The organism is Sphaerimonospora thailandensis, assembly GCF_016863115.1.
Lineage (GTDB): Bacteria > Actinomycetota > Actinomycetes > Streptosporangiales > Streptosporangiaceae > Sphaerimonospora > Sphaerimonospora cavernae.
Window position 1 is genome coordinate 22,284 of the sequence record NZ_BOOG01000041.1, and the last position, 17,486, is coordinate 39,769.

Annotated in this window: 16 protein-coding genes; 3 read left to right on the forward strand and 13 right to left on the reverse strand. The window is 67.6% G+C overall.

Translation table 11 applies throughout. The features are described from left to right. Positions 1–28: 28 nt before the first annotated feature. The 12 genes from Mth01_RS20615 to Mth01_RS20670 form a co-directional block, all read right to left on the reverse strand. Positions 29–1,288 (reverse strand): vWA domain-containing protein, encoded by a 1,260-nt coding sequence (locus tag Mth01_RS20615; protein WP_204017544.1) that lies wholly within the window; start codon positions 1,286–1,288, stop codon positions 29–31. Between the two features lie 283 nt (positions 1,289–1,571). After that, entirely contained in the window at positions 1,572–1,946 is a 375-nt protein-coding gene (locus tag Mth01_RS20620; protein WP_204017545.1) for a hypothetical protein, read from the reverse strand. 209 nt (positions 1,947–2,155) lie between these two features. Beyond that, positions 2,156–2,917 (reverse strand): ectoine/hydroxyectoine ABC transporter ATP-binding protein EhuA, encoded by a 762-nt coding sequence (gene ehuA / locus Mth01_RS20625; RefSeq protein ID WP_204017546.1) that lies wholly within the window; start codon positions 2,915–2,917, stop codon positions 2,156–2,158. A gap of 46 nt (positions 2,918–2,963) precedes the next feature. Continuing rightward, positions 2,964–3,617: an ectoine/hydroxyectoine ABC transporter permease subunit EhuD gene (ehuD, locus tag Mth01_RS20630; RefSeq protein ID WP_204017547.1), complete on the reverse strand. Its 654-nt coding sequence runs from the start codon at positions 3,615–3,617 to the stop codon at positions 2,964–2,966. Further along, a complete protein-coding gene (ehuC, locus tag Mth01_RS20635) occupies positions 3,614–4,423 on the reverse strand; it encodes an ectoine/hydroxyectoine ABC transporter permease subunit EhuC (protein WP_204017548.1) in 810 nt (269 codons plus the stop codon). Before ehuC ends, ehuD begins: the two co-directional genes overlap by 4 nt. 17 nt (positions 4,424–4,440) lie before the next feature. Beyond that, a complete protein-coding gene (ehuB, locus tag Mth01_RS20640; RefSeq protein WP_204017549.1) occupies positions 4,441–5,385 on the reverse strand; it encodes an ectoine/hydroxyectoine ABC transporter substrate-binding protein EhuB in 945 nt (314 codons plus the stop codon). A 514-nt stretch (positions 5,386–5,899) separates the two neighbouring features. Next, positions 5,900–6,781: an ectoine hydroxylase gene (gene thpD / locus Mth01_RS20645; RefSeq protein ID WP_239089856.1), complete on the reverse strand. Its 882-nt coding sequence runs from the start codon at positions 6,779–6,781 to the stop codon at positions 5,900–5,902. A gap of 28 nt (positions 6,782–6,809) precedes the next feature. Then, positions 6,810–7,205, reverse strand: a complete 396-nt coding sequence (locus tag Mth01_RS20650) for an ectoine synthase (RefSeq protein ID WP_204017550.1) — start codon at positions 7,203–7,205, stop codon at positions 6,810–6,812. Between the two features lie 64 nt (positions 7,206–7,269). After that, the gene (gene ectB / locus Mth01_RS20655) at positions 7,270–8,529 is read right to left on the reverse strand and encodes a diaminobutyrate--2-oxoglutarate transaminase (protein WP_204017551.1); all 1,260 of its coding nucleotides are present in this window, start codon (positions 8,527–8,529) and stop codon (positions 7,270–7,272) included. Between the two features lie 43 nt (positions 8,530–8,572). Continuing rightward, positions 8,573–9,109, reverse strand: a complete 537-nt coding sequence (gene ectA, locus Mth01_RS20660; RefSeq protein ID WP_204017552.1) for a diaminobutyrate acetyltransferase — start codon at positions 9,107–9,109, stop codon at positions 8,573–8,575. Between the two features lie 348 nt (positions 9,110–9,457). After that, complete coding sequence (locus tag Mth01_RS20665; RefSeq protein ID WP_204017553.1) at positions 9,458–11,905, reverse strand: ABC transporter permease; 2,448 nt, start codon at positions 11,903–11,905, stop codon at positions 9,458–9,460. A gap of 60 nt (positions 11,906–11,965) precedes the next feature. Further along, a complete protein-coding gene (locus Mth01_RS20670) occupies positions 11,966–12,742 on the reverse strand; it encodes an ABC transporter ATP-binding protein (protein WP_204017554.1) in 777 nt (258 codons plus the stop codon). 208 nt (positions 12,743–12,950) lie between these two features. On the opposite strand from Mth01_RS20670, the gene Mth01_RS20675 reads away from it, so the two are divergent. After that, a complete protein-coding gene (locus Mth01_RS20675; RefSeq protein WP_204017555.1) occupies positions 12,951–14,171 on the forward strand; it encodes a sensor histidine kinase in 1,221 nt (406 codons plus the stop codon). Positions 14,172–14,211: 40 nt separating this feature from the next. Further along, entirely contained in the window at positions 14,212–14,901 is a 690-nt protein-coding gene (locus Mth01_RS20680; protein ID WP_204017556.1) for a response regulator, read from the forward strand. A 2-nt stretch (positions 14,902–14,903) separates the two neighbouring features. On the opposite strand, the gene Mth01_RS20685 is transcribed toward Mth01_RS20680, so the two are convergent. Next, positions 14,904–15,722, reverse strand: a complete 819-nt coding sequence (locus Mth01_RS20685) for a hypothetical protein (RefSeq protein ID WP_204017557.1) — start codon at positions 15,720–15,722, stop codon at positions 14,904–14,906. A gap of 816 nt (positions 15,723–16,538) precedes the next feature. Between Mth01_RS20685 and Mth01_RS20690 the strand changes: the two genes are divergently transcribed. Beyond that, the gene (locus Mth01_RS20690) at positions 16,539–17,447 is read left to right on the forward strand and encodes a glycoside hydrolase family 26 protein (protein WP_239089858.1); all 909 of its coding nucleotides are present in this window, start codon (positions 16,539–16,541) and stop codon (positions 17,445–17,447) included. Positions 17,448–17,486 lie beyond the last annotated feature (39 nt).

Consider the following 17,486-nt stretch of genomic DNA (forward strand, 5'->3'; position numbering starts at 1 on the left):
CCCCGCACGCGCACTCAGCCGGGCCGGCTCACCGCTGGTCGGGTCGGCCGCGTCTGCGGGTGCTCTGATGCCAGTTCGACCGGGCCTGCTTGGAGACCCGGTTGGGGTCCGCCTGCGCCGTGTCGATGTACTCGTCGAACTCCTTGGCCTGCAGGGCCAGCTCGTCGGCGTTCGGGGCCCAGGACAGCGCGTCCTCGATCTGGGCTCTGCCGCTGCTCAGCAGCGTCATCGCCCGGGTGACGTCGCCTTCGAGGAGAGCGTCGGAGGCCTGTCGCTTGGTGTCCTGTACGTCCTGGAAGAGGCGTTCGGCGCGCACGACGGGGTTGGGCAGCCGCTTGGCGGCCTCGTCACCCGGGACCACATTCACGCTGATCGGCACCGTCGTCGTGTACGAGGTCAGCGTCTCGGTGTCGACATAGGTGAGAGCGAGCTCGGCCACGGTGGCGGGGCCCAGGGCGGCGATCCCCGGTACGGCCAGCTTTATCAGGACCTTCCGCTGCTCCGCGGCGTAGAAGTCACCCAGTTCGACGAGTACCGCACTGTCCGCGAGCGGAGACGCGGGCAGCCCGCCGTACAGAAGCACCGACGTCACCGATGATCGCGGGGTGATGGTGAGCGAGGTGGCCTGGGTGACCTTCGACAGCAGGCCCTCGGCCTCGGCGGCGATCAGCCGGCCCGCGGCGTCGGGGTCCTCGGCGTGCAGCGCGCTCCCGGCGCCGCCGTCCGCGATGGCGGTCATCAACCGCTCGTCGTAGACGAGGCCATAACCGAGGGTGGTGGTGGAAACGCCGTGATGACGTGCGTCCGCCGCGATGCGGGCGAGCTTGTCGTGATCGACGATCCCGGTGTTGGTATGGCCGTCGGAGATCACAAGCAGGGTGGCGCCGGAGTCGCCGCCGGCCCGCCGGGCCTCCTGCACACCGCGGAGCAGACCGCTGGACAGGTCGGTCATGCCGCCCGCTGTGAGTGCGGCGATCGCACGCTTGGCCGCGGTCTTGTCGGTCAGCGGCGCGGCGGGGATCTCCACCCGGGCCACGTCGTCGAACGTGACCAGGCCGAAGTTGTCGGCGGGGTCGAGCCTGTCGACCAGGGCGAGCAGCGCCCGCTGGGCGCCGGGCAACCGGTCGCGCCCCATCGAACCGCTGCGGTCGAGGACGATCTGGAGGGTCGCGGGCGGCCGGTCTCGCGGGCCGTCGGGGGTCGGAGCGGCGATCTCCAGCAGGATGGTGATCTCATCGTCGGTGTCGAGCGGGACCACCGTCAGGTCGAGATGAGCGTCTATATGCATATGAGGCTCTCTGAGGGAGTGTGGTGGAGGGGGTGGCGTCGCTCTTCTCAGCGCAAATGAAGACGCCGGAGCGCATGCCCCGCCATCGTAGTCCAAATCCCAGCATTATGCTAGTGAAGTCAATACACATCCATTGTGTGCTCGATTGCGTGGTTCTTTCAGGGCGGGGACGGCTGCGGGTCCTGGCCGGCCGGACCGCGCACGTCTGGGCTCGCGGCCAAACGCCCCCCAAGGACGGCCGGCTCAAGAGTGTTCGGCGTCGAACGACGCCGTCCCGCTGCCGTCAGGCGCAGGCCTTGCCGTGCAGTTCGTTCATCTCCTCGGAGAACTTGAGCAGGGCGTCCGGGCCGTCCATCGGCGTGCCTTGAGCGAACTCCTTCAGAGCCTTCGCCAGTTCGGTGTCACCGGCCTGATCGGCGAGATCGCTGAACTTGGTCCGCATGCCGTCGACCGCTGCCTGCAGGGCCTTCGCGTCGGGCGTGCCCTTCGTCAGGGTCTTGGTGACCCCGTCGAGGGCCTTGGTGACTTCGCTGCAGATCGGTGACTTCTCCGCCGTGTTCCCGGCGGCCGCCGTGCCCTCGTCGGCTGCCGCGCAGCCCGCAAGCGGGAGTGCCGCGACGAAGGCGACGGCGATCAGCCGGGTAAGTGAAATGGACATTTCTTCCCATTCTGTTGGTGAAACGAGCGCCAGGAGCCTAGCGCCGGATCTCATGCTGTTACTGCTGTTTCATCAAAAAATCACCACTTCAGCGCCCCAAGTGGTGTATGGACCGATTGAAGCGGACTTCTCGCCGGGTGACTATCGGGGAGACGGCAGAGCCCGTCGTCGCCGTCCTCCCGCGATGCCCGCTTGCCACGGGGTCGTCCTCAGGCGTCCAGCACCGCCTGCAGGAATTCTCGGGTGCGCTGGTGCGCCGGCTCGCTGAAGATCTGCTCGGGTGGGCCGTCCTCCACGATCCGTCCCTGGTCGAACATGAGGACCCGGTGGGAGATGTCCTTGGCGAATCGCATCTCGTGGGTGACGCAGAGGAGTGTCAGGTCGCCCCGGTGCGCGATGTCGCGCAGCAGGTCCTGTACGCCCGAGACGAGTTCCGGGTCGAGCGCGGAGGTGACCTCGTCGAGCAGCAGCACCTCGGGTTCCATCGCGAGTGCCCGCGCGATGGCGACCCGCTGCTGCTGACCGCCGGACAGCCGTGAGGGGTGTTCGAGCGCCTTGTCGGCCAGGCCGACCATCTCCAGTAGTTCGCGGGCCTTCTCCTCGGCCTGCTCACGGGGGACGCCGAGCGACCGCACCGGCGCCTCGGTGATGTTGCGCAGCACGTTCATGTTCGGGAACAGGTTGAACTGCTGGAACACCATGCCGATCTTCTTGCGGATCCTGCGCAGGTGCCGCTCGTCGGCGGGTACGAGTCTGTCGCCGCGCTTCATATGGGACAGGCACTGCCCGTCGACGTCGATCGTGCCGGAGGTGACGCGTTCGAGGGTCATCAGCAGGCGCAGGATGGTGGTCTTTCCGGACCCGCTCGGCCCGATCAGCGTTACCCGCTCGCCGGGCCGTACGTGGAAGTCCAGCTCACGCAGGACCGTGAGGTCGCCGAACCGCTTGACGACCTTGTCGAACCGGATCATCCACGGCTGCTCGGTCCCGACGGGCGAATCGTGATGGGATGGGACTTCAGTTGCCAAGGCGGCGCTCCAGACGACGGACGAAGATCGATGCCGGGATCGCCACGAGAAGGAAGAACAGCCCGGCGACGGTCATCGGCTCGAGATAGCGGAACCGCTCCGAGCCGAGCTCCCGGGCGAGGCCCACCACGTCGACGACGGTGATGATGGACAGCTGGGGCGACTCTTTGAAGATCGCGATGAGGTAGTTGCCCAGGGCGGGCAGCGATCGGCGTACGGCCTGCGGCAGGACGACGCTGATCCAGATCCAGTGGCGGGGGAGGTTGAGGGCGATCGCCGCTTCCCACTGCCCCTTCGGCACCCCGTCGATGCCGGCCCGGTACACCTCGGAGGTGTAGGAGGCGTAATGCAGGCCGAGCCCGATGATCCCCGTCATCAGCGCGGTCATCTTGACGCCGAAGTCGGGCAGCACGTAGTAGACGACGAACAGTTGCACCAGCAGCGGCGTGCTGCGGATGAACTCCATGACGGCGCCCACCGGGCGGCTCACGAACGGGTTGCGTGAGCGGCGCAGCAGTGCCACGAAGAGGCCCAGGACGAACGCGAGCACCGCGCCGCCCAGCGTCGCCTGGACGGTGACGAGCAACCCCTGGGTGAGCAGCTCGGGGAGAATCTCACGTGTCCAGTCCCAGTCCCAGATCATCGGGCTCCCTCCACGGACGGGGTCTCCGCCGATGGGATCTCCACTGACGGGATCTCCACCGAGGGAACGGGCCGGCGCGGCCGCGGGGAGCGCCACGCTCTGCGCGGCCTGCCCTGAGGTCCGTCACGGCCGACCATGCGTGCGGCCCGTCCCTCGACGAACCGCATGATCAGCGTGATCAGGTAGGAGAACAGGAAGTAGATCAGCAGCAGGAGCGCGAAGACGATCAGCTGGTCACTGCCGGAGTTCACCAGCAGCCTGCCCTGGTACGTCAGGTCCGCCACGGTGATGACCGACAGCAGCGACGTGGCCTTGAGCAGTTCGATGAGCAGGTTGTTCATCGGCGGGATCATTCCGATGAACGCCTGCGGCAGGATGACGTACCGCATCCGGTGGTATGGCGAGAAGTTCAACGCGATCGCCGCCTCTCGCTGACCCCGGGACACGGACCGCACCGCGCCGCGCACCACCTCCGAGCCGTACGCGCCGAGGTTGAGGCCGAGCGCCAGGATGCCGGCGAAGCTCTTGTCCAGTTGGAAGCCGGTGAGGATGGGCATCGCGTAGTAGAGCCAGAACAGCTGCACCAGGACCGAGGTGCCGCGGAAGAACTCCATGTAGACGCGGGCGACCGCCCGTACGGCGCCGCGGTGCGACATCGCCATCAGCCCCACGGGCAGGGCGATGGCGATGGCGAGCACGGAGCCGCCCAGGGTGGCCTGCAGAGTGATCACCGCTCCCTTGCACAGGAACGGCATCGCCTCGCCGAAGGTCCCGGGCAGCTCCGCGCTGCATGGACTGATCGTCATCAGGTTCGTCCGGATCGTCAGGTGGCGCTGCAGAGCTGTTGGGCGGTGAGCTCCGCCGCCTTCTCGACATCGGTCGCGCTGAATCCGAACTTCTCGATGATCGGCAGCACGCCCCCCGCCTCCTGCAGTTTCTTCAGCTCCGCGTTGAAGGCGTCGAGCAGGGCGGTGTCCTCCTTGCGGAAACCGAACCCGCCGGCGCCCACCACCTCCTTGCCGTCGACGACCGGGATGAAGGACTCGGTCACCTCCAACGGCTTGTCCGCGTACTGCTGCTCCAGCGTCCAGCGCAGCGAGGTCGAGGTCAGCGCGACCGCGTCGACCCGCTCGGCGAGGATGCCCTTGAAGGCCGCGTTCTGGTTGGGGAAGACCTTGATCTGGTCGCCCGTCACCCCGTTGCTCGTCGCGAAGCCCTTCTCGACGGCGCCTTCGAGCACCCCGACCTTCACCTCGCCCTTGGCGATGTCCTCGAAGCTCCTGATGCTCTTCGGGTTGCCCTTGGCGACCAGGAACGCGGTGGTCGAGGCGTAGTCGGGGTTGGAGAACGCGATCTGCTGACACCGCTCCGGGGTGATGGACATCCCCGCGGCGATGACGTCGTACTGCTTGGACTGCAGCCCGGGGATCAGCGAACCGAAGGAGTCGACGATCTCTGCCTCGAGTTCGTCGATGCCGAGCGCCTTGAAGATCACCCGGGCGATCTCCGGGGCCTCGCCGGTCAGATTCCCAGACTTGTCGCGATATCCGTACGGCTGCTCGTTGGCGACGCCCACCTTGATCTTGCCCGCCTCCCGGAACCGGGCGAGCGGGTCGGCGCCGGTCTCCGCGGTGGCGGAGGCGGTGGCGCCGCCACCGTCGTCGACGCGGCTGCAGGCGGCGAGCAGGGCGGGGCCGCCGACCAGTGCCGCCGCCGTCAGGCCCGAACTCTTGAAGAAATCACGACGCGTCCACCTCTGGGCCGTCACATTCCGCTCCCGTTCGTGTCGCTGCGGTCACTGCTCTCCCGAACGGATCTTTATGGGACGATGTCCCGCCGCTCGGTGGAGCCTCGAACCTAGCGAACGGCTTTCCGCGGCCGCCCCGGCCGACTTCGGGCCCCGATGTTTGGACTTGGGGCGTCACCGGGTAGGGCGAGACAGTTGGGCCGGTCCACGTCGCCGCATGGTTCGTGCGGGATCACGTGGGCACCGCCCGCGGAGCCGATATCCGCGAACCGACCAGGGGTTTTCGCTGAGGGACGAGCAGTCGGCCCGCCGTGTGGCCGGCCCCCGGCGCCGGTCGTGACGACATCCGTGATCCCCTCGGTCGAGGACTCGGAAATGGTAAATTTTTGTGAGAGAGATCACATCATTTTGATGTCAACCTGTGACCTGGGTAAAGCGACGCCACTCATCTCACGAGACCTGTGCAGGGAGGGCCGTACCGCCGGGCCCGGGGTCGGGCCCGGACTGTACGGCCCCCGCGAAGAGCCGGGACCGGTCAGCCGACCGGGGTGAAATCCCGGGAGGCGATGAAGGACGGGCGCGGTGTTTTCGCGGCGAACGGCTCACCGCAGACGTTGTCCACGCTGTTGTAGACGAAGAACACGTTCGACCGGGGGAACGGGGTGATGTTGCCGTTCGAGCCGTGCATGCAGTTGCAGTCGAACATCGTGGCCGAGCCGGCCGGCCCGGTGAGCAGCTCGATCCCGTGCTTCTCCGCCAGCAACCTGAGGCTGTCCGGGTCCGGAGTCCCGATCTCCTGGCTCTTCAGCGACTCCTTGTAGTGGTCGGCAGGCGTCTGTCCGGTGCAGCAGACGAGGGTGCGGTGCGAGCCCGGGATGATCATCAAACCGCCGTTGTGCACGAAGTTCTCCGTGAGCGCGATCGAGATGCTCACCGCGCGCATGCGGGGCATGCCGTCCTCCGCATGCCAGGTCTCGAAGTCGGAGTGCCAGTAGAAGTCCTTCCCTTCGAAACCCGGCTTGTAGTTCACCCGGCTCTGATGGATGTACACGTCGGAGCCGAGGATCTGCCTGGCGCGGCCCACGATGCGCGGGTCGGCCGCGAGCTCCGCGAACACCTCGCTGATGCGGTGCACCTCGAAAATCGAACGTACTTCCTGCGACTGTCGTTCGGTGATGACCCGCTCGTCACCCCTGAGCCCCTCGTCCGTGAGGAGACGGCGCAACTCGGCGCGGTACCGGTCGACCTCCACCGGGTCGATCAGCTGCTCGACGGTGAGGAACCCCTTCTCTCCGAATTCCTTGAGGGTCTTCTCGTCGATCGGGCCGTCCTCCGGTCCGCCGTACACAACCGGATCCCGCCGGAAGACAAGGGTCGGTTCGATCGTCTTACGCGTCGGATAGATGTCCATGGGCATGCCGATCTTTCCTCCGAATTCCGTCGTTTCAGGAGCCGGTCTCGATGATCAGGGGATAGACGCCGTTCTCGTCATGCACTTCGCGTCCCGTGCAGGGCGGGTTGAACACGCACACCGTGCGCACGTCGGTGTGGGCCCGCAGGGTGTGGCGCTCGTGCCCGTCGAGCAGATACATGGTTCCGGGCGCGATCTGGTGCGTCTCGCCGGTCTCGTGGTTGACGAGCTCGCCGGTTCCGGCGATGCAGTACACAGCCTCGATGTGGTTCGCGTACCACATTTCGGTCTCGGTCCCCGCGTAGAGGACCGTGTCGTGCAGCGAGAAGCCGACCCGCTCCTTGGCCAGCACGAGACGCCGGCTGGACCAGGTCGGCGCCTGAACATCGCGTTCGGTGCCGATGATGTCGTTCAGCGAGCGAACGATCACGGGAAACTCCTTCCAGAGGGTTGGACACGGGATTTCAGTGGGTCGGGCACAGAGGTGTTCCCGGTCAGGCGGGTTGTTTCTCGCAGACGGCCTGGACGGACTCGGCGAGCAGTTCGAGCCCTTCCGTGAGTTCCTCGTCGGAGGTGGTGAGCGGCGGAAGCAGCTTGGCCACCTCGCCCTCCGGGCCGGACGTCTCCATCAGCAGGCCACGCTCGAACGCGGCTTCGCACACCCTCGGCGCGAGCTCGGGCCGGTTGAAGACGAGCCCCCAGGCGAGGCCGCGTCCGCGCACACCGGTGATGACGTCGGAGTGTTCGGCCGTGATCAGATTCAGGGCCTGCCGGACCTGAAGGCCCTTCTCGAGGGTCTCCTTCTGCAGCCTTTCGTCGGTCCAGAAGTCCAGGGCGGCGGCGGCCGTGACGAAGGCGGGATTGAAGCCGCGGAACGTCCCGTTGTGCTCGCCGGGCTCCCATACGTCCAGGTCCGGGCGAATGAGCGTGAGCGCGAGCGGAAGCCCGTACCCGCTGAGGGACTTCGACAGGCAGACGATGTCGGGTGTTATCCCGGCCGGCTCGAAGCTGAAGAACGGGCCGGTCCGCCCGCAGCCCATCTGCACGTCGTCGACGATGAGCAGGATGTCGTGCCGCCGGCACAGGTCGGCCAGGCCGCGCAGCCACTGGGCGCTCGCGGGGTTGAGACCGCCCTCTCCCTGTACGGTTTCCACGATCACCGCGGCGGGTCTGTCGATGCCGCTGCCGCTGTCCTCCAGCAAGCGCTCGAAGAGCAGGAAGTCGGGGGTCCGGCCGTCGAGGTAGTTGTCGTAGGGCATCGTGACGGTGTGGTTCAGCGGGACACCCGCCCCGTTGCGCTTCATGGAGTTGCCGGTGACCGCGAGGGAGCCGAGGGTCATGCCGTGGAAGGCGTTGGTGAAGTTGACGATCGTCTGGCGGCCGGTGACCTTGCGGGCCAACTTCAGCGCCGCCTCGACCGCGTTGGTGCCGGTGGGACCGGGGAACTGGATCTTGTAGTCGAGCCCTCTCGGGGAGAGGACGACCTCCTGGAATTTCTCCAGGAAATGGCGTTTGGCCACCGTGTGCTTGTCGAGGCTGTGCACGATGTTGTCGTCGGCGAGATAGAGCAGGAGGCTCGACTTCAGCTGCGGATGGTTATGCCCGTAGTTCAGGGCGCCCGCACCCGCGAAGAAATCGAGGTAACTCCGCCCGTTCTCGTCGTGGACGCGGCTTCCCAGCGCGGTGCGGAACACCGTGGGCCAACTCCTGCAGTAACCTCTTACTTCTGATTCGAGTCGTTCGAAGATTTCCATGATTCATCGTGTCCTTGGTTGATATCGCGAATTCCAGAACGACCTAGCTCCGGGGCTCCAGCGCGCCGATGCGGAAGAGCACCTCGGGCTCGTGGGAGGCCGGGAAGTGCTCGCTTCCGAAGACCGGACGCCGCTCAAGCGGGCTCCCCCAGTCCCTGGCGAAGGACTCGAACAGACGCTCCGAGGCCGTGTTGTCCGGGGTCACGGTGGCTTCGAGGTAGCGATGCCCCCGGGCCACCATCCGTTCGGCGAGCCAGTCGAGCATGCGCCTGGCCAACCCCTGGCCGCGCCATGAGCGATCGACGGCGACCTGCCAGACGAAGAACGTGTCCGCTGCCCTCGGGCGAGTGAAGCCCGTCACGAAACCACATGCATCACTACCGTCCCGCGCGACCACCGAAGTATCGGAAAAGTCGCGGCACCACAGTAGGTAACTGTAGGGAGAATTCACGTCCAAGGTTTCGGAGTCGCGGGCGATGCGCCACAGCCGCGACCCATCGTCAATCTTCGGCTCCTCCATGTAGGCGTTTCTTGGATCTCCTGAACTTTGTGTCCGCATCGGGGCGTGTTCGCCTGACATGGAACACGAACCTAGCGAACTGGCTTCAAGGCTCCGGAGTCATGAACCACGGCCCGATGTTTAGGCTCAGTTGGCCGGGGTAGGGTCAAAGGCTTTCCGATTTTCGGGTTCTCGGGTGATCGCAGGCAACGTCGGCGAAAATGAGCAAACCCGGGTCTGGGCAGGGAGAACCGCGAGCATCGCGGGCCCGTCGCCGGCCCGTGTGGCCGCCTCCGTCGAGGACGGTTCACGGCCACCGGGAGGCATTGGTTTACCTGAAGATTGTGTGATTTAGATCACAGCATACCGTTACTCAGCTGTGACCCTGGCGAACTGCGGCGACCGGGCGCGGGCCCGGGGCCGACGCCGTCACTCGACGGGCGAGCGCAGAGCGCGCAGCATCGGGATCCGCGCTGCCCGGGATCCCGGCCCCAGCGAGGCGAGTACGCCGATCGCGACGGCGGCGGCGAAGAAGAATGCCAGCCGCGTCCAGGGGATGACGAGGGCGGCTCCCTCCTGGCTCAACACGGCCGCTGCGCCGATCAGACTGCCGACGACGACCCCGAGTCCGGCGCCGAGCACCGAGATCACTGCCGACTCGAGCCACAGGACGACGCCGACCCGCCGCCGGTCCATGCCGAGCGCGCGCAGCACGCCGATCTCGCGGACACGCTCATAGACGGCCATGCTCATGGTGTTGACCACGCCCAGGGCGCCGATCAGGACGGTGATGCTGAGCAGCGCGTACATGATGTTCATCAATGGAACGAATGGGCGGCCGGCCTCCTGCCTGACCTCCGCGCGGCTTTGGACGAGGAGCGCGGGATTGTCCAGCGCGCGCTGGATGTCGCGGCGGAGCGCCCCTTCCCGGCCGGGGGCGGCCTTGACGAAGACCGCACTGATGAACGGCCGGTCCGCCGCGGTGCGGGCGGTCGGCAACCTCCGGGTGGAAAGCAGGGCGGGGGTGAACGTGTCCGGCCCGTCGTAGATCGCGACGATCGGAAGGTCGATCTTCCGCTCATCGCGGGCGAACGTGCCGGAGACGCGGGAGCCGAGCTTCCAACCGTGGGCCGTTGCCGCGTCTTCGGTGACGGCCACGCCGTCGTCGAGGTGCTCAAGGGAGCCCTGCAGCACGGTGAGGGCGCCGAGGCGGGCCACACCGGCGGGATTGACGGCGGACGCCTGGAGGAATCTGTCATCGGCGAGGCGGATGGGCGCGTCGATCACCGGCGTGACCGCCTCGGCGCCGGGAAGCCGCGCGATCCGGCCGGCGGTGTCCGCGCTGATGTCGGCGAAGTCGACGGCGGTGACCCGCAGGTCACCGGCCATCCTGTTCTCAGCTTCCTGCTCCGCGTGGTGGCTCAGGGAGGAGATGCCCACAGTGATCGTGCAGACCAGGGCGAAACCGATCATGAGGGCGGTGGCGGTTGCGCCGCTGCGCCGAGGATTACGGCGGGCGTTCTCAGCGGCCAGCGTGCCACGCATGCCGGCCAGCCGAGTCAGGGGTGCGCGGGCCGCTTTGGCCAGTCCCATGGCCAGCAGCGGGGTCAGGATGATCAGGCCGACCATGAGGACGGGCGGACCGATGTAGAGGAGATCCTGCGTGCCGATCGCGGCGAGGGTGAGCAGCGCGCCGAGCGCGGTGACGGCCAGACCTGCGGCGTTGCGGCGACGCAGCGACGCGGGGGTCGCCGGACTTCCGGTACGCAGTGCCGCCACCGGTGCCACGGCCGATGCCCGCCGGGCCGGAAGGTAGGCCGACAGCGCGGACACGCCGATGCCCACGGCGAAAGCCGCGAGCAGTGGCCCGGCCGTGAAGAACCGCAGCGGCGGGGCCGCGTCCACTGTGGTGCCGAACAGCGTGTTCAGCACGGCCGCCACGCCGATCCCAAGGAGATAACCGGCGAACGAGGCGATCGCCCCGACCAACAGGGCCTCGGCCAGGACAAGACGCATGACGTAGCTCCTGGTCGCGCCGATCGCACGCAGGAGCGCGTGTTCGCGGGCACGGGCCGCGCTCAACATGGTGAAGGTGTTGGCGATCAGGAAGGTCGAGACGAACAACGCGATGCCGGCGAAGCCGAGCAGCAGCATGCTCAGTTTGTCGTCGGCGGGGGCGGCCTCGGCGTCCAACGCCGACCTGGTGACGGCCTCAAGCCCCGGAGGAAGCAGCTTTGCCGCCCGCTCGGCGAGGATCTCCTCGGATGTTCCGGAAGCCGCTGTCAGGGTGATCGCCGTGTAGCCGTCCGGCGTGGGGCTGAACTGCCGCCGCGCGGTGGCGGTGTCGAAAGCGGTGAGGCTTCCTCCCGCGGTCAGCCGAGGGTCGTGGGCGGTGAAGACCCCGACGAGCCGGGCATCTCGGGCCGTTCCGTTGACGACGATCCGTACCTGCTCGCCCACCCGATAGCCGGCACGCTCGGCCGATCGCCGGTCGACGGCGATCTCACCTCTGTCATGGGGTCCGCGTCCCGCCGTGATCGGATAGCGGTGGTCTCGGCCGTCGGCGGAGGCGACGTAGTTGACTCCGCCGGCCCAGCCGAGCGAGCCCACCAGGGCGCCGTCGGAGCCGACGAGGAAGGACCGGCCTTCGGCGGTGCCACGCGCGGCCGCGGCGCCCGGCAGCGCCCGGAGCCGGTCAAGCAGCCTGTCATCGAGAGGCCCGTCGGGAGAGCCGGGGGACGCATCCGGGCGAACGATGACGGAGACATCCGGCTGGGAGGTGATCGTCGCCAGTGTCATGGCCTCGTCGAGGGACTGGGTGTAGATCAATGAGCCCGTGGCGAACCCCACGCCGAGCACGACGGCGATGGCAGGCATCACGAAATGGAGAAACTGGGAGCGCAAAGTGCGGAAAGCCGCGCGGAACATCGATGTCCTTCAGAGGGATGCGGAGGGCTGGTGGGCGTCGAGATGCTTCATCTGCTCCAGCACCGCGGAGGTGGTCGGCCGCGGCATCTCATGAACGATGCGGCCGTCGGCCAGGAACAGCGCGCGGTCCGCGTGGGCGGCGGCCACCGGGTCATGGGTGACCATCACGATCGTCTGGCCCATGTCCCGGGAGGCGGACCGCAGCAGGGCGAGGACCTCGGCTCCTGAGCGGGAGTCGAGGTTGCCGGTGGGCTCGTCGGCGAAGACGATCGCGGGTCTGGATGCGAGGGCGCGGGCACAGGCGACCCGCTGCTGCTGACCGCCGGACAGCTGGGCGGGGCGATGGTCCAGACGGTCGGCGATCCCCATCGTGGCCAGCAGGTGATCCAACCATTTCCGATCGATGTTCTGCCCGGCCAAGGCCGCCGGCAGCGTGATGTTCTCCAAAGCGGTGAGGGTGGGCAGCAGGTTGAACGCCTGGAAGATGAACCCGATGCGCTCGCGCCGCACCTTGGTCAGCCGCGCGTCGTCGAGCTGCGCCAGATCGATCTCGCCGATCCTCGCGCTGCCGGAGGTCGGGGTGTCCAGGCCGGCCAGGCAGTGCATGAACGTGGACTTGCCTGACCCCGACGGTCCCATGATCGCGGTGAATTCGCCCTGGCGGAACCTGGCCGACACCCCCGCCAGCGCGATGACTCTGGCCTCACCCTCGCCGTAGACCTTCGTCAGATCGTCGGCCGCTGCGACGACCGCCCCTGACGGCACGGGGTCGATTCGCTGGTTCATCACACACACTGCTCTCCGGGGTGCCCGGTGGCTTCCGGGCACGGTCCCTCTTGGTTGTTGTCTCTTGGTCGCGCCGGCACCTGTCCGGGTCCCAATCCTGGGATGTGAAGTGGGGGCGGCGGATCCACCGGAAAGCCGACCGGCTCGGCCGGCTACTCGGCCGAAAGGTTGAGGTGGCCGGACCGGGGCGGCGATAGCGTCACCTGCTGTGATAGACGAATGGCGAACACGTCCCCTCTACCAGCAGGTTCTCGCCGCACTGGCAGTCGCAGGGGTGGCCGTGCTGCTGGTGCTGGAGGGGCTCGACACCAGGTTTCTTCCGACAACCGTGGGCGTCGTCGCCTGCGGTGCGCTCTGCGTGGTGGCACTGGTCGTTCCGCCGGCGCGGCTTCCCCGCTACACGGGCATGGCCGTGGCGGCGTCCTGCGTGTTGTCCCTGGTGCAGTTCCAGTTGTCCGTGCGGCCTGAGCACACGCCGGGCATGACCGAGCTGGGCGTGTTGCTGCTCCTCATCACCCGGGCCGTCCGCCGCTGCTCGCCGCTCTGGGCGGTGGCCATGACGGCGGGACTCTCCGTGGCCGCCCTCCTGGTGCCGGTACGGATCCCCGAAGACCAGAGAGACGCCACATCGTTGGTCATGGTGGCGATCTTTTGCTGCCTGCCGCTCATGGTGATGTCGGGCCTTGTGCTGCGGCTGCGCGACAGACTGCGGGCCCGGGAGTTGGATGCCGCCCTGCAGGCCCAGCGACTGGAGTACGCCAGGGATCTGCACGACTTCGTCGCCCACCATGTCACCGGGATCGTCATGCAGGCCAAGGCCGTGCGGTTCGCCACGGAGACCGGCCTGCCCCAGGGCCCGGAAGAGCTGGAGCGGATGCTCGCCGGCATCGAGGACGCCGGGGGCAAAGCGCTGGACGCCATGCGGAGCATGGTGCGGACGCTGCGTGACCAGACGCCGGCTCCCCTTGGGCCGGTGCCTGGCTTGCCGGAGCTGCTGATGGAGCTGTCCGAGGACTTCGCCGGGACGGGTCCGCCCATGGAGGTGACCGTGGATCCCCGGCTGACTGGCCGGTATCTCCATCCCCAGATAGTGGATGTGGTCGGCAGGGTTGTCCGAGAGGCGCTGATCAACGTGCGTAAGCACGCCGTCGCTGCGACCCGTGTCACGGTGTCCGCCGGGCTCGGGAACGATGACTGGTTGGAGGTGTCGGTAACCGATGACGGCGGGAACCCCGGCTCGCCCAGCCTCTTGGCTCGCTCTGGTTTGGCTCGCTCCGGTCTGGCTCGCTCCGGCGGCGGGTTCGGCCTCACCGGTCTGGCCGAGCGTGCCGAGAAGGTCGGCGGCCAGATCACGGCCGGCTGGGACGATGGCTGCTCCGGTTGGCGGGTGGCGGTCCGGTTGCCGATGCGACTCAACAGCGATCAATAGCAGAACGGCCGCTTTCCGCAGGTCTGAGACCATGGACGACATGACGATCCGGCTGCTGATCGCTGATGACCAGGAGATGGTCCGTTCCGCCTTCCGCATGATCTTGGGCTCTCAGCCGGACATGGACGTCGTCGCCGAGGCCGCCGACGGCGCCACGGCAGTCGAGGAGGCACGCAGGCTACGACCAGACGTGTGCATCCTCGACATCCGGATGCCCAGAATGGACGGCCTGGAGGCGACCAGACTGCTGGCGGGACCGGACGTCCGAGATCCCCTCAACGTCCTGATCGCCACGACGTTCGACCTCGATGAGTACGTCTACGGCGCCCTGCATGGCGGCGCCTGCGGTTTCCTGCTCAAGGACGCTTCACCCGCCCTGCTGGTCGAGGCGGTGCGCGCGGCGGCGGCGGGGAACGCGCTGATCTCTCCCTCGATCACTGTCCGTCTGCTCGCCCACATGGCTTCCCAGCGCGGCGGATTTTCCCCTTCGCCTGCTGTCAGAAAGCAGACAGGCAGGCCCATCGAGCCGCTGACCCAGCGCGAGCTCGATGTCGTACGCCTCCTCGCCCGTGGCCGTACCAACGAGGAGCTGGCCCTGGAGCTCTACGTGACCCCGGCCACGATCAAGACCCACCTGGCGAACGTGCAGCGCAAACTCGGCGTACGCAATCGAGTCGAGATAGCTGCCTGGGCGTGGGAGAACGGGATCTGCGGCCCAGGACAGCCGTGAACTCAGAGTAGCGACTCCAGGTGATCCACCACGGGGTTGAGCCACTCACTCGGCGGGCCGAGCGGTTCGTGGCCGTCGCGGCGGTGCCGGTCGGCCAAAGTGATCAGGTAGTGGGCGGCGACTCCGCGAGCGTCCGCCGTCGAGGTCCCGATGATGCGGCCGGACCGCGCCAGACAGGCCGCGGCGGCCTCCCGCGGCCGCATCCGGCGCAGGCAGCGGTGGAAGAAGTAGTGCAGGGCGTCGAATCCGTACGGCACGCCGGTGGCGAACCGTTCCCAGTTCCAGACCAGCAGCCGACCGTCGGCCGCGGCCGCCACGTTCCACGGCGTGAAATCACCATGCCAGGCGCAGCCGTCATCGGAGCCGAGGGTGGCGATCTCCGCCACGGCCGCCTCGAGCAGGTCCGCCGGCACCCGGGACCTGACGGAGAAGCGGGACGGGACGGGCAGGGGGGACAGCAGCAACACGTCGAGATCACCCGACGCGCCGTGATGCAGCACGGTCGGTGGCACCACGGTCTTCAGCGGCCGGTCGGCGAGCATCCGGAGGACTTCGCTCTCGTGCCTGACCGCCTCGCGGGCTTGCTCCGTGCCACCGATCTTCACGATGCCGGCCAGACCGGCAGGGCCGTACGCCTCCAGGGCGGACTCGGCGTGAGACCGGCGGGCCGGCGGCCGTACGACGATCCGGATCGGCTGGCCGAGGGCTTCACTGAGGTGGGACTCGATGGCACGTGGGCCGTCGGCCGCCGCCAGGCCGAGCGCGTGATGCCGCCAGACGTGTGAGACCAATCGCCACGGGGCGAGCCGGTGAGACAGCACGCGAAGGACCTCCTCCAGTTGACGTGATCTCCGGTGTGAATTCCAGCGGTTTGTCCGGCGGCATGCTGTCGTGTTTTCGCAATTCTTCGGAATCGCGATTTATCGACATGTCGGTGGCGATGCCGTTGATGTTGGTGGAATGCGCGATCTGCGATTTTCTGTCGAGATTGAGAGGTTCGTGCTGTCGGAAACTCGGTGGATTGTCCTGGTCTGGAATGCTCGTCGGAAGCACCCGGAGTTGGGGGACAAGGGGGTGTTCGGGTGGGGTCACGGCGAGCAGTACCAGACCGCCGGCCACCCCTCCGACCAGCCAGATAGCGAGCAGCGGCCACCGCCGGTGCGGCGGCGGGCCGTGGTCGGCGAGCCCCCGGCCGTCCGGTGGCAGACTCATGAACATCTCCTACTCGGTTCCGTGTCCCGAACTATAGGGCGAGACGGTCTTTTGCCTGCCGGTTATTCATGATTTTCTGCCAACTTTTCCTCGGCGAGATAACGGAAACCGGTCCCGGGACTTCACCGGTTGGGCAATGGTGAATCCTGACCAATCGCAGGGGGCTGCGGAGAAGAGGGGACACGATGCGGGGAGTCGTCGGCTTGGCCGTACTGGTGGCGGGGGGGTGCCTCGCGATGTGCACCGCGTGCGCGGTGGCGTCCGGCACGTCTGAGGGCGCCTTGGGGGGAACAGCGAGTAGGCCGGAGGACATGCCGGCGGGCCCGTTAGGCGGTGTGCGGAGAGACAGGACATGGGAATCGCCGGGAGGCGCGTCGCCGGGCGTGGGTGTGCCCGGGGGGCGTGCGACGCCGGGCGCCTGTGCGGTGACGGACAAGCTCATCCCGACCTGCGGGGCGTGGTGGGGGATCGCGCCCGACGTCTTCTCCGGGCGGGGACCGCTGCGCGCGACCGAGATGGCCGAGCGCCGGATGGGCCGCCACGCCGACATCGTGCACGTCTACCACCGCGGTGACGAACTGTTCCCGACGCGGCAGGAGCGCGCGGTCGCCAAGGGGCCCCGGCTGCTGTTGATCAACTGGAGGCCGGCGCCCGACCGCACCTGGGCACAGATCGCGCGAGGAGAGGCGGACGCGCGCATCGACCGACTGGCCGGCCACATCGTCCGGACCTTTCCCGGCCGGTTCTTCCTGACCATCCAGCACGAGCCCGAGACGGATGTACGGCGCGGCGCCGGCTACTCGGCCGCCGACTATGTGGCCATGTATCGCCATGTCGTCACCCGGCTGCGAAATCGGGGCGTACGTAATGCGGTGACCGTGATGACCTACAGGGGAGGGCCCGTCTGGGTGTCCAAGCCCTGGTTCGACCGCCTCTACCCGGGCGATGACGTGGTCGACTGGGTGGCCTTCGATTCCTACGCTGACGGCAGGGTGAGCGACTTCGCGGGCCTGGTGAGCCAGACCCGGTCCGATCGCCCGAATTGGCCGGGCTTCTACCGCTGGATGCAGGGGCGCTTCCCGGCGAAACCGATCATGCTCGCCGAGTGGGGAGCCTTCGAACGCCCCGGCCTGCCCCGCTACAAGCGGGACTTCTTCGCCTCGGTCGAGCGGCAGATCGGCGACTACCCGCAGATCAAGGCGCTCGTCTACTTCGACTCGCCGGTGGCGTCCAGGGGAGACACCCGTTTCGACACCACGCCGGGCGCGAGCAGGGCGTTCTCCCGGCTGGCCCGCAACCCGAAGTTCACCGCCCCCTCCGTCCCGCCCGCCTGAGCAACGGTCTGCAACACATCGGGAAGCGCCGGACACTGA

What these genes read in the sequence shown, in the direction of transcription:
- Mth01_RS20665 (WP_204017553.1), bottom strand. Translation starts at nt 11,905, where the DNA reads ATGCCTGCCATCGCCGTCGTGCTCGGCGTGGGGTTCGCCACGGGCTCA.
- ehuD (WP_204017547.1), bottom strand. Translation starts at nt 3,617, where the DNA reads ATGATCTGGGACTGGGACTGGACACGTGAGATTCTCCCCGAGCTGCTC.
- ectB (WP_204017551.1), bottom strand. Translation starts at nt 8,529, where the DNA reads ATGGAAATCTTCGAACGACTCGAATCAGAAGTAAGAGGTTACTGCAGG.
- Mth01_RS20620 (WP_204017545.1), bottom strand. Translation starts at nt 1,946, where the DNA reads ATGTCCATTTCACTTACCCGGCTGATCGCCGTCGCCTTCGTCGCGGCA.
- Mth01_RS20670 (WP_204017554.1), bottom strand. Translation starts at nt 12,742, where the DNA reads ATGAACCAGCGAATCGACCCCGTGCCGTCAGGGGCGGTCGTCGCAGCG.
- Mth01_RS20680 (WP_204017556.1), top strand. Translation starts at nt 14,212, where the DNA reads ATGACGATCCGGCTGCTGATCGCTGATGACCAGGAGATGGTCCGTTCC.
- ehuC (WP_204017548.1), bottom strand. Translation starts at nt 4,423, where the DNA reads ATGACGATCAGTCCATGCAGCGCGGAGCTGCCCGGGACCTTCGGCGAG.
- ehuA (WP_204017546.1), bottom strand. Translation starts at nt 2,917, where the DNA reads ATGATCCGGTTCGACAAGGTCGTCAAGCGGTTCGGCGACCTCACGGTC.
- Mth01_RS20615 (WP_204017544.1), bottom strand. Translation starts at nt 1,288, where the DNA reads ATGCATATAGACGCTCATCTCGACCTGACGGTGGTCCCGCTCGACACC.
- ectA (WP_204017552.1), bottom strand. Translation starts at nt 9,109, where the DNA reads ATGTCAGGCGAACACGCCCCGATGCGGACACAAAGTTCAGGAGATCCA.
- thpD (WP_239089856.1), bottom strand. Translation starts at nt 6,781, where the DNA reads ATGCCCATGGACATCTATCCGACGCGTAAGACGATCGAACCGACCCTT.